Here is a 12,791-nt window from a genome sequence, read left to right on the forward strand (position 1 = left end):
TCCACGTGGATTGAAGGTGGATTCTTGACGGGTCGTTTTGTTTGATATGAATGGCAACGAAGTATTCGTGAAAGCTTCATAAGATTTACAAAAACAATAGAAAACGCTGGAAATGTAAGGTCTGTGAAGAATGGTTTAAGAGATGGTTAGAAGCATTGGAAAGCAAAGGAAATGTCGTTATGGTCTAGTTACAGCCAAGCCACAGACCGTTCGTTGGCTAGTATGACTAACTCGATGGAGGAATGACAAAATGAAACTTTGCACAATCGGACTAGGATATATTGGATTACCTTCTTCGGCGATGTTCGCGGATCACGGCACGGAGGTCGTCGGTGTCGACATCGATCCACACATCGTCAATCTTCTGAACACGGGAACGATTCATATTGAGGAACCAGGACTCGAGGATGTCATCAAACGAGTCGTCGCTAACGGAAAATTCCGAGCGACACTTACGCCAGAACGGGCCGATGTTTTCTTAATCGCCGTCCCGACGCCGAACTTGAACGATACGTATAAATCATGTGATTTAAAATACGTCGTGTCAGCCGTCAACAACATGTTGCCGTTCCTTGAAAAAGGAAACGTCGTCATCGTTGAATCGACGATCGCGCCACGCACTATGGACGATCATGTTCGTCCACTGATTGAAGAAGCCGGCTTTACGATCGGTGAAGACGTCTATGTCGTTCATTGCCCAGAGCGTGTGTTACCAGGGCAGATCTTACACGAGCTCGTTCATAACAACCGGATCGTTGGAGGATTGACACCGGCATGTGCAGAGGTAGGAGCAGCCGTCTATGAAACATTCGTTCAAGGAGAAATCGTTCGGACCGACGCGAAGACAGCCGAAATGTCGAAATTGATGGAAAATACGTTCCGTGATGTCAACATCGCACTGGCAAATGAATTGACGCAAGTATGTCACCAGCTTGAGATCAACGTCTTAGATGTCATCGAGATGGCAAACATGCACCCACGTGTGAACTTGCATCATCCAGGACCGGGTGTAGGTGGTCACTGTCTCGCAGTCGATCCGTACTTCATCGTCGCAAAAGTCCCATCACTTGCACGCATCATTCATACGGCACGACAAACGAACGTCCAAATGCCACAATTCGTCGCTGAACAAGCCGCTCGTCTCGTCGGTTCACGTGTTCGTCCAAAAATCGCTGTCTTCGGTGTGACGTATAAAGGAAATGTTGACGATATGCGCGAGAGCCCAGCTGTCGAAGTCATTGAACAATTGCTCGATCGTGGACTCGATGTCGCGGTCTGTGATCCACACGTCGAGCATTCCATCTCGACACGCTTTGAACTCGTTGATGAAATCGAAGCGATCCAAGACGCCGATCTAGCACTCGTCTTAGTCGACCACGATGAGTTCAAACAATTCGATTCACGTCGTTTCGCAAACTACATGCGGACACCGTTACTCTTCGATACAAAAGGAATTGTCCGTGAACTCGATGCGGTCAAGGTCCTCAACTTCGGTAACTTGCATACGCACCGCGTGACGGAAGTGGATGCAAAAGCAATATGAACGCGTTACGAACGATTGGAGGGGAGCTGAAAGATCATCTGTATCTGATCTTTCGGCTGTCACTCTATGAAACAAAAAGTCAGTATAGCATGCAGTATTTAGGTTGGTTTTGGGAGATCATGACGCCACTCCTCCAGATCGGGGTGTACTGGGTCGTCTTTGGTTTTGGAATCCGTGGTGGACATCCTGTCGACGGAATTCCATTCGTCTTTTGGCTCGTTAGTGGACTGATCGCATGGTTCTTCATCGGAAGCACGATTCCAAGTGGATCACGGTCGATCTACGGTCGGGTCGCGCTCGTCTCTAAAATGCATTTTCCGTTGAGTACGATTCCGGCATATGTCATTTTGGCTCAATTCTACCGACACCTTGCGATGATTGCCCTGACGATCGTTTTAGGAAGTGCATTTGGTTACTTCCCAGGATGGCATACGCTCGAGCTGTTTTATATCGTTCCAGCCGGCGTCATCTTTCTTTATGCCGTCTCGTTGTTATTGTCGGCTCTTGCTACGATGATCCGAGACGTCCAGAACATGGTGACATCCGCGATAAGGATGCTGATGTATTTAACGCCGATCATGTGGATTCCCCCAGAACATTCACTGTTTAAGATGCTATTGATGTTGAATCCACTCGTCTATTTGATTGAGGGGTACCGCTCCGCCTTGATCGGAACCGGTTACTTGATGGATCACATCTGGTATGGCGCTTATTTTTGGAGTGTGACACTCGGTATCCTGCTCGTCGGAGCAGCGGTCCATATTCGTTTCCGACGCTACTTCATTGATTATGTATAGGAGGAAAGACGATGAGTCACGTCGTGTTTGAGAACGTTTCAAAACGGTACATGCTCTATGAGCGTCCAATCGATAAATTAAAGGAAGTGCTCTTTGGAAAAGTGAGCGGAAAATCCTTTTATGCGCTCAAAAATGTCTCCTTCTCTGTTGAAGAGGGAGAAATCGTGGGTGTCGTAGGCATCAACGGTAGTGGGAAATCAACGTTATCCCATTTACTTGCTAACGTCACACCGCCTACGTATGGATGTGTCACGCTAGGAGGAAAATCAGCACTGATTGCCATCTCAAGTGGATTGAACAGTCAACTGACAGGTCGCGATAACATCGAGCTCAAAGGATTGATGATGGGACTGACCAAACGGCAAATCGAGGAGATCACACCGGAAATTCTCGAATTCGCGGATATCGGAGAGTTCATCGATCAGCCAGTCAAAACCTATTCGAGTGGGATGCGGGCACGTCTCGGTTTTGCTATCTCGATCAATATCAATCCGGATATCTTGATCATCGATGAAGCCTTATCTGTCGGCGATCAAACATTTACGGAGAAGTGTCTCGATAAGATGCGCGAATTCCGGGATCAAGGAAAAACGATTTTTTTCGTCAGCCATTCTTTGAATCAAGTCAAAAGCTTTTGTACGAAGATCCTTTGGTTGGAATACGGTGAAGTGCGTTTATTTGGTCCAACGAATGAAACACTCGCGGAATACAATAAATATTTATATTGGTACAAACAGTTATCCAAAAAGCAAGCCACTCACTATGTTTCGAAAAAACGAACCGGTCGAATCGGTGACATTGAGCAACAGATGAGAGGCGAGACGATCGAACGATCGTCATGAAATGAGATAGGGGATGAAGTAGATGAAACGTGTCATGCTCGTATTCGGAACACGACCTGAGGCCATTAAGATGGCACCTGTCGTAAAAGCACTTGAAAACCGCCCAGACGTCGAACCGATTGTCGTCGTAACGGCGCAACACCGGGAAATGCTTGATCAGGTACTCGAATTGTTCCAGATCACTCCGGACCATGACTTGGATTTGATGCGTCCGCGTCAAACGTTAGAGGAGATGACGGCACGTATTCTGAATGCGATGCGTCGTGTCCTCGAAAAGGAACAGCCGGATCTCGTTCTTGTCCATGGGGATACGACGACGACGTTCGCTGCTTCGTTAGCGGCATTCTATCAACAGATTCCAGTCGGTCATGTCGAAGCAGGACTGCGGACATATGAAAAGTATGCACCGTTTCCGGAAGAGATGAATCGTCAATTGACAGGTGTGTTGGCGGATTATCATTTTGCTCCAACCGAACAAGCGGCGATGAATTTACGTGCTGAGAACAAACAGACACCAATCATCGTAACGGGTAATACGGTCATTGATGCACTTAAGACAACCGTTTCTGCTAGCTATACGCATCCTGTTCTGACACGACTTGAGAAGTCGGGGCGAAAACTCGTCTTGCTGACGGTTCATCGTCGTGAGAACCATTTACAACTGGCAACGATTTTTGAAGCGATTGAACAGTTGGCAAATGATCATCCGGAAATAGAAATCGTTTATCCAGTCCATCCGAATCCAGTCGTGCTAGAAGCAGCAGCTCGCCTAGAGCATCATCCACGGATTCAGTTGATTGAGCCGCTTGATGTCTTTGATTTCCACAACCTGGCAGCTCGTGCTTCCTTCATCCTGACAGATTCAGGCGGGATTCAAGAAGAAGCGCCTTCACTCGGTGTTCCCGTTCTTGTCTTACGGGAGACGACGGAACGACCTGAAGGCGTCGAAGCAGGAACCTTGAAACTGGTCGGTACGAATCCAGAGCATATCTATGCGATGAGCCATCAATTATTGACGGACGAAATCTTCTATCAATCGATGGCGCAAGCCGCGAATCCGTATGGCGATGGACAGGCAGCAGAACGAATCGTCGATGCGATCATGAGTGAGGTACCGGTATGAATAAGGAGCTGACCGTCGCGAGCTATCAGTTTTTTCCGTTCGGTACTCAGGAAAAGATTTTGCTCGAAGATGCAGCGCCGGGGGTGTGTTTTGATTTTCAGGATGCGATAGCGACTGACAAACTGTATCTGCAACTGTTCGATCAAGGCTTTCAACATCCGCCTTCAAAACTGTATCGAAAAGATGCTGAACTGATAGGTGACATCATTCAGGTAACGTGCCGTTTTGAAGTGGCGGAACCATGTCTCGTTCAAGTATTCAAGATGCAGTATGGGCAAAAGAAGCGGATGGTCTCTGAGACGGAGCATCTGACGTTGACGAATGAGACGATCGTCCAGTTCGAGATGGAGCGTGTGCCAGGAGCGGTTTATTTCAAAATGGCCTGGAAGTTTTTAAACGAAGGGAGCTTCCGGGTCCATCTCCGCGAACTCGCCATCGCGCAATACGTCAAGGCAGAGGAGGAAGCAACCTATGCTGTTTAGTTCGACGATTTTTTTATTTTTGTTCTTGCCGACAGTACTGCTCGTGTACTACGTGTTGCCTCGGACATTCCGTAACGGCTGGCTGTTAGTTGCCAGCCTGTTCTTTTATGCATTCGGAGAACCACGCTTTGCCTTACTGATGCTACTCAGCGTCACGATCAATTACTTCTTTGCCTTATTCGTTGATTTCTACCGGCAACGTGTCGGAGTGAAGTGGATCATGTTCAGCATGATCGTCGTCAACCTTGGATTGCTCGGTTGGTTTAAGTACAGCGGATTTTTCGTCCACTCCGTCAACGAATCGTTTGGTCTGAGTTGGTTCGTTCCAGAAGTCGTCTTACCGCTTGGAATTTCCTTTTATACATTCCATGCGATGAGTTACGTCATCGACATTTATAAAGGGAAGGAAGCGGTGCAAAAGAATCCACTCGACCTTGCCCTTTATATCGCGTTTTTCCCGCAACTCGTCGCGGGGCCAATTGTCCGCTACAACACGATTGCGAGTCAGATCGAATCTCGTCAAGAGACGGTATCTGATTTTGCACGTGGTGTTCGCCGCTTTACGATTGGTCTATCAAAAAAATTGATTCTTGCGAACGGATGTGGTCAGGTCGCAGACGCTGTTTTTAATATGAAAGACCTTTCGATGGGGCTAGCATGGATTGGAATCATCGCTTATGCCTTACAGATTTATTTTGATTTTTCGGGCTATAGCGATATGGCAATTGGTTTAGCACTGATGTTCGGATTTCATTTCTTGGAGAACTTCAACTACCCATATATTTCAAAATCCGTGTCAGAATTTTGGCGTCGATGGCATATTTCGCTCGGTTCTTGGTTCCGCGACTATGTTTATATTCCGTTAGGGGGAAACCGTGTATCGCCGTGGCGGCAGTATCGAAATCTGGCGATCGTCTGGATGTTGACGGGCCTTTGGCACGGTGCGAGTTGGACATTCGTCGCGTGGGGCGCATATTACGGAGTTTGGATCATGCTCGAGAAGGCATTTCTCGGGAGATGGCTCGAGCGTATGCCTGTCGTCTCGACAGTCTGGACGCTCATCCTCGTGCTCGTCGGTTGGGTCTTTTTCCGCTCAGAGACGTTTCCAGAAGCCGTTATGTATATTCAAGCAATGTTCGTACCGGATGTGCTATGGGATGAACGGGCGAGTTACCAACTTGTTCAGAACGGAGTCCTACTACTTGTCGCGTGTATCGCTGCGACACCGATTCCGAAGTATCTCGGAGAACGTGTCGTCGTCTCTCTCGGGAAGATCGGAACAACGATGCAGTATGGGTACGCCATGTTGATGTTGTTCCTTGCGACATCGGCACTCGTTGCGAGCACGTTTAATCCGTTCATATATTTCCGGTTCTAAAAAGGAGGACTATCCATGGAGCAGCCATTGATGAAAACGCAACAGGAGACGAATCAGACACCTTCTTTCGAGCGAATCATGATGTGGGTGACGACTGTCAGTTTTATTCTCGTCTTACTGACGATCGGACTCGGAACGCTTGTCCGGGAAGACCGTGTCCGGTCCCAGCTGGAAAATCGTACACTTGCCCAGTCCGTTGAGCCCACCGTCGAGGGAATCGCGACGGGCAAGGATATGCTCAAAATGGAGACCTATTTCACGGATCAATTACTGTTGCGAGGAACGTTCGTCGAGATACAGGCGCTTTTATCAAAAGATGTCTTTCGACAGCCGTTTCGTAATGGCATTTATACGGCAAACAATGATTATATGATTGAACCGAGTGCATCAGGAAACGTAAAAATTCCGCAAGCCTTCAAACAATTCGTTGGAGAAGTCGATCGTCCGGTCTATATGGCGTTAGCACCGTCTAAAACCGTCATCGCAGAACGGGACAAACTAATTCCGTCTTATGTCGCTTCCAATGCAAACGAGCGCTATGAAAAAATGGTACGAGACTTTCAAGCGGCGGGGATGACCAATCTTTCTTTGCAAGGATTGAAGTTAAGTGACTACTTCAAAACAGATCATCACTGGAACATCGACGGTGCAACAGAAGCTTACCAAGTCATCACGAAAAGAATGGGACTGTCAACGACTTTACCTGAGACGAAGTGGCAGAAGGAAGATCAACACGCCTACTATGGATCATTAGCACGAAAAACGACGCTCTCCTATGCGGCGTCCGGTGACCGTCTAGATTATTATGCTCCTGCGTTCTTCAACGGCATTGATGTTTGTTATGAAGGGAAATGTGGACGTCCTGTCATTGATGAATCATTCGTCAAACAAGAAGGTGATTATGTCGATCGATATGAAGTATTTCTTCGCGGAAACCACGACATCATGTCAATGAAGTCAGCGGCGAATCGAAATCGCCCGACGATTTTGGTTTTAAAGGATTCGTTTGCAAATCCTGTGTTACCATTGCTTGCGAAAAGTGCCAACTTAGAAGTCGTGGATATTCGATACGTTCCAAAATCATTTGATGTTTCCCGATTTGCCAAACAAAAGCAGATCGATTCGGTGCTGTTTCTGCACAACTCGAACATTGCCGGTTTGATGAAGACGTACGAGGACAAATTGTGAAGGAGAACAGAGTATGAAATCACGCATCGATAAACGAAGACCTCCGATCCTCTGGCGCGTCATCAGTGCGCTTCTGCTCGTGATCGTCTTGATTGCTAGCGCTTCGACGGGACTGGCATTTTTAAAAATCCAACAGACGGCGCATTCCTTTTTACAACCGTTGGGTGGGGAAAAAGCAAAGCCACTCGCATCGATGAAGCCAGTCAATGTCCTCTTGATTGGCGTCGACGAGCGAAAGAATGATAAGGGACGGGCAGATGCCATCATGTTGCTCTCGTTTAACCCGAAAACGAAGCAAGCGACTTCGTTGTCCATTCCACGCGACATGCAAGTTACGATACCGACAGGTGAGAAGACGAAAATCAATCATACGTATGCCTATGGTGGTGTGAAGGAGACGGTCGAGACGGTGGAACAAACGTTTGATGTCGATATCCCATATTACGCTAAGATCAATATGGATGGGTTGATTGAATTGGTTGATGCTGTTGGCGGTGTCACAGTGGATAATCCATCCGCCTTCAGCTGGAACGACCGTCGTTTACAAAAGGAGTATAAAAAAGGAAAGATTCATTTAACTGGTCTAGAAGCAAGTGGTTACGCACGTATGCGAAAACAAGATCCACTCGGCGATATGGGCAGACAGATTCGGCAACGTCAAGTTTTAGAAGCCGTCGGTGCTAAACTGGCTGGACCTCGTTTACTGACCAAGATGGAAGAAATCACGAATGTCATGAAGCATAATTTCGCGACGAACATCGGTTTTGACGTGGCGGCACAACTTGCTCAAGAAAATCAGCCGGGATTCAAGCAGCTGAAACCATTAAAGCTAGACGGAGAAGGCTATATCGCAAACGATGGGGTATGGTACTTCTTTGCATCGGATGAATCCATGAGACAAACGAAAGCCAAGATTCATGCCATCCTCGCGTCTTCTTAAACCCGGTAAAAAGGACTGTCTACCACACGGACGGTTCTTTTTTTGTTGTTTTCCATCCAACCGAATCACTTTGGTTCAAAAGTCTTATTTTCTGTTCGAATCATCAAATAGGCTTTGACAGGACTTGTAAACGGATGCAAAATGAAAACGATTACATAACAAAGGAGATGGCTATCGTATGAAACGCATAAGATCCGTTTGTATCGTTGCGCTAACGTTTGCACTAATATTTAGTGGACTGTCTTTATCCGGTCAAGCACTGGAAAAAGGAAAGTCTACATTGGTCATCATTCACTACAAGGAAGACCCGAATGCCACGAAGGATTGGAACCTGTGGTTATGGACAAATGGTCCGGATTATTTTCCGAATAAAGCACATGCCTTTAATGGTGAAGATACTTACGGAAAAATCGCAGCCTATGAATTTCCAGTCGATCAGCCGGAAAAAGTCGGCTTCATCGTGCGAGATGATAACTGGAACAAGGATGGGGGATCTGAGAACGATCGTTTCATCACGAAAGATATGATTAAAAACGGAGTTGCTGAAATCTGGATCGAGTCGGGAAGCAAGGATATCTCGACGGTCAATCCGACTAATGGAGCAGACGTCGAAAAAATCGACACGAATATCCACTATTATCGGTATGACAATGATTATGATAAATACGGCGTCTGGTCTTGGCCGGAAGCGCAAGATGGCAAACGATTCGAATTCGATCAGCAGGATGAGTTCGGTGCCATTGCCAAAATAACGCTTGATAACCCAACGAAAGCACGTCTTGCAGGCGTCATTCCTCATCTTGAGGGCTGGTCGGAAAAAGACGGAGCCGATCGTTTCTTTTATGCAGGTGCGAAGGACATCTGGTTGATCGAAGGGGACCAGACAGTGTACTACAGCAAACCGGAAATTGATCGGACGCCAAAAATCACGAGCTTTTTGGCTGATGACTTCCGGACGATGACGCTTAAAACGAATACACCGATGACGGCAGAAGACTTAAAGGCATTTACGTTCGAAGGTGTGACGAATCCAGTCGTATCAGCGATCGATGCCAAGACGGCGAAAGTCGAAGTCGCTTCTGATATCGATTTAGCAAAAGTCGTCCGCGTGACGCATCCTGTTTTTGGAGAAGCAGTTCTTGAAGCAGGGAAGGTACTGCGTTCGAAAGCATTCGATCAAAAGTATGCCTATGGTGGTAAGCTCGGCGTCGACTATCAGAAATCGAAGACGACATTCAAGGTCTGGGCGCCGACAGCGCAAGCCGTTGAACTCGAGTTATATCGTTTACCGAAACAACAAGCAGCTACGACAAAAGATATCACGCGTGAAATCCAGATGAAACGGACGGATCGTGGTGTCTATCAAGTGACGGTCAAGGGTGATCTTGACGGTGTCGGTTACACATATGAAGTCAAACACGCAAAAGAATCGACGCGTGCCGTTGATCCGTATGCGACAGCGGTCGCTGTTAACGGAGACCAAGGTGTCGTCGTTGATTTACGCGAGACGGATCCAAAACGCTGGACGAATGGGAAAATGCCACTTCGTCACGCAACAGACGCGATCATTTATGAATCCCACGTCCGTGATCTATCGATGTTTGATGTGACGAATTCAGGTTACGATTCAGGTATCAAACAAAAAGGAAAATATCTTGGCGTCATTGAGCCAGGTACACGTTTAACGAAGGATGGCAAAAAAACGAAGACAAAGACGGGACTCGATCACTTAAAGGAACTTGGCATCACGCACGTCCAGTTCATTCCTGTTTATGATTTCAATACAGCGTCCGTCGATGAGACGAATCCGCTTAAATCATACAACTGGGGTTATGATCCGAAAAACTACAATGCACCAGAAGGATCGTATGCGACAAATCCATATGATCCAAAAGTCCGGATCACGGAAATGAAGCAGATGATCCAAGGATTACATGACAATGGTCTTCGTGCCGTCATGGATGTCGTCTACAACCACATGTTCGACGCCAAAGCATCAAATCTTGATAAGATCGTCCCTGGTTACTACTACCGTTATACAGAAGGCGGCGACTTAGCGAACGGAACGGGTGTCGGGAACGATACAGCGTCTGAGCGTCAGATGATGCATAAACTAATCGTTGATTCTGTCTCGTACTGGGCGAAGGAATACCACTGGGATGGCTTCCGCTTCGACTTGATGGGCATTCACGACGTCAAGACGATGAACGCTGTCAAAGAGGCGACGAAGCGAATTGATCCGTCGATTCTAGTGTTCGGAGAAGGGTGGAGCCTCGGAACTCCTCTTCCAGATTCAGAGAAAGCAAACCAAACGAACACAAAACAAATGCCGGGAATCGGACATTTCAACGACAACCTGCGCGATGCGCTCAAAGGTAGTGTCTTTGAAGACACGGATGCTGGATTCATCAACGGGAAAGCGGGTCTTGAGACACGTATCAAACGTGGTATCGTCGGCGAGATTGCTTACGATAAAGACATTCAAGGATTTACGCAAGAACCAGATCAAGCGATCACGTACGTTGAAGCACATGATAACCATACCCTCTGGGATAAGTTGAACCTGACGAATCCACAAGACAATGACGCAACGAAGACGAAGATGCACCGTCTAGCTTCAAGTATTTTGCTGACGTCACAAGGAACGACGTTCATCCATGCAGGTCAGGACTTCATGCGGACAAAAGGTGGCGATCATAACTCATATAAATCACCGGACTCTGTCAACCAGCTCGATTGGAAACGGAAGATGGATCGTCAACAAGACGTCGATTATATGACAGGATTAATCGAATTACGCAAGAAGAACCCTGCACTTCACTTAGCAACAGCTAAAGATATCCGTCGTTACTTGACGTTTGAAGCAGCACCGGCACAAGTCATTGCGTATCGACTAGATGACGACGCTCCACAACAGAAGAACGATTTATATGTCATTCACAATGCAAATCGAACAGTAGTTGACATGAAGCTACCGAAAGGGAAATGGAAGCTTCTCGTAGATGGTAAACAAGCAGGAACAAAAACGATCCGCACTGTTTCAGGTACGGTTCGTGTTGAGGGACTCAGCTCGTTCGTCTTAGCAAAATAATCAAACAAACGACAAAGGACGTTCCGCAAACTGCGGAACGTCCTTTCTTGGAGTAAGAGACATACGATTACGCATAGCGTTCATCGGTTTCTTCGCCTTCTTTGAGGTTACCTTCTTCTGATTTCGAGACGATGACGGCACATGCTGCGTCACCCGTGATATTGACGGCTGTACGCATCATATCCAGAAGACGATCGACACCGATGATCAAAGCGATCCCTTCTACGGGTAAATTGACCGACTGAAGAACCATCGTTAGCATGACGAGACCGACACCCGGAACACCAGCTGTTCCGACCGATGCGAGAACAGCTGTCAGAACGACCGTCGCAAGTTGCCCAGGTGTTAAATCAACCGCATAGACTTGCGCGATGAAAACAGTCGCAACTCCTTGCATGATCGCCGTACCGTCCATGTTGATCGTCGCACCGAGCGGTTGGACGAAACTTGAGACGGAGCGTGGAACTTTCAGCTCTTTTTGAGCCGTTTGCATCGCGACAGGAAGTGTTGCGTTCGACGAAGACGTCGAGAAAGCAAATAACATGACAGGTGCGAACTTTTTAAAGAAGAAGAACGGATTCATCTTCCCAAGAAGTGAGACGGTTGAACCGTACGTCAATAAAGAATGGATAATTAAAGATAAAACGACAACTAACATGTAGAAGAACATGGCTTTAATTGAAGACCATCCTTGTGAGCCAACTGCCGATGCAATCAAAGCGAACGCACCGAGCGGGGCCATCTTCATGACGAGCGTGATCAAGTACGTCATCAATTCGTTCCCTTGTTCGACGAATGTCCGTAACGTCGAAACTTTTTTACCAAGGAACGTGATTCCAAAACCGACGAACACACTGAAAACGATGATTTGTAGCATGTTGCCTTCCGCCATCGATGTGATCGGGTTCGTCGGGAACATACCGACGATTGTATTGATCAAGCTCGTATCTGGTAGATTTCCGTTATCGTATTCAAGACCTTGCGTCTCGAAGTTACCGAACGTACCCGGTTTAATCAATAATGACAAACCGAGAGCGATGACGATCGCGACAGCCGTCGTCGTCATGAAGTAAGTGATCGCTTTTCCGCCAACACGACCCAATTCTTTTGGATTACCGAGTCCCATGACGCCGAGGGTGATCGAGAAGAAGACGATCGGTACGACGAGCATCTTGATCAGGTTCAAGAATATCGTCCCGATCGGTTGTAGAGCATATTTATTCAATCCCTCATAAATCGACTTATCGGGCAATGCAGCGAGGACGATTCCGAGAATCAATCCGAGGATAAGTCCGAAAATGATACGTTTTGCTTCTTTCATACGTGATGTCACACTCCTTTGTTTGATAATTGTCTATATTTTGACATATCATCACCCTTTTTGACAAAACATTTTAAAAAATGATG

Annotated in this window: 9 protein-coding genes and 1 pseudogene; 9 read left to right on the forward strand and 1 reads right to left on the reverse strand. The window is 47.0% G+C overall.

All coding sequences use genetic code 11. From position 1 onward, the window contains the following. Nucleotides 1-250: 250 nt before the first annotated feature. From B3S86_RS02425 to pulA, 9 genes and pseudogenes are all read left to right on the forward strand, one after another. Entirely contained in the window at nt 251-1,543 is a 1,293-nt protein-coding gene (locus tag B3S86_RS02425; protein WP_035409245.1) for a nucleotide sugar dehydrogenase, read from the forward strand. After that, a complete protein-coding gene (locus B3S86_RS02430) occupies nt 1,540-2,340 on the forward strand; it encodes an ABC transporter permease (RefSeq protein ID WP_035409242.1) in 801 nt (266 codons plus the stop codon). The genes B3S86_RS02425 and B3S86_RS02430 overlap by 4 nt, the downstream gene beginning before the upstream one ends. Nucleotides 2,341-2,351: 11 nt before the next feature. Then, nucleotides 2,352-3,092: pseudogene (gene tagH, locus B3S86_RS02435) on the forward strand (teichoic acids export ABC transporter ATP-binding subunit TagH); the annotation flags it as partial. 112 nt (nt 3,093-3,204) lie between these two features. Beyond that, entirely contained in the window at nt 3,205-4,305 is a 1,101-nt protein-coding gene (gene wecB / locus B3S86_RS02440) for a non-hydrolyzing UDP-N-acetylglucosamine 2-epimerase (RefSeq protein WP_035409238.1), read from the forward strand. Next, nucleotides 4,302-4,787 carry a hypothetical protein gene (locus B3S86_RS02445; RefSeq protein WP_035409236.1) on the forward strand — a complete coding sequence of 162 codons (486 nt, stop codon included), beginning with the start codon at nt 4,302-4,304 and terminating at the stop codon, nt 4,785-4,787. The genes wecB and B3S86_RS02445 overlap by 4 nt, the downstream gene beginning before the upstream one ends. Next, nucleotides 4,777-6,165: an MBOAT family O-acyltransferase gene (locus B3S86_RS02450; protein WP_290748795.1), complete on the forward strand. Its 1,389-nt coding sequence runs from the start codon at nt 4,777-4,779 to the stop codon at nt 6,163-6,165. Before B3S86_RS02445 ends, B3S86_RS02450 begins: the two co-directional genes overlap by 11 nt. Nucleotides 6,166-6,180: 15 nt before the next feature. Beyond that, complete coding sequence (locus tag B3S86_RS02455) at nt 6,181-7,353, forward strand: DHHW family protein (protein WP_290748798.1); 1,173 nt, start codon at nt 6,181-6,183, stop codon at nt 7,351-7,353. Nucleotides 7,354-7,366: 13 nt separating this feature from the next. Next, entirely contained in the window at nt 7,367-8,293 is a 927-nt protein-coding gene (locus B3S86_RS02460) for an LCP family protein (RefSeq protein ID WP_290748800.1), read from the forward strand. 178 nt (nt 8,294-8,471) lie between these two features. After that, nucleotides 8,472-11,384: a type I pullulanase gene (gene pulA / locus B3S86_RS02465; RefSeq protein ID WP_290748802.1), complete on the forward strand. Its 2,913-nt coding sequence runs from the start codon at nt 8,472-8,474 to the stop codon at nt 11,382-11,384. 67 nt (nt 11,385-11,451) lie between these two features. Here the strand turns inward: pulA and B3S86_RS02470 are convergent, their stop codons facing one another. Beyond that, the gene (locus B3S86_RS02470; RefSeq protein WP_290748805.1) at nt 11,452-12,705 is read right to left on the reverse strand and encodes a dicarboxylate/amino acid:cation symporter; all 1,254 of its coding nucleotides are present in this window, start codon (nt 12,703-12,705) and stop codon (nt 11,452-11,454) included. Between the last annotated feature and the right edge of the window lie 86 nt (nt 12,706-12,791).

This window comes from Exiguobacterium sp. UBA3968 (assembly GCF_002385115.1).
Taxonomy (GTDB): Bacteria; Bacillota; Bacilli; order Exiguobacteriales; family Exiguobacteriaceae; genus Exiguobacterium_A.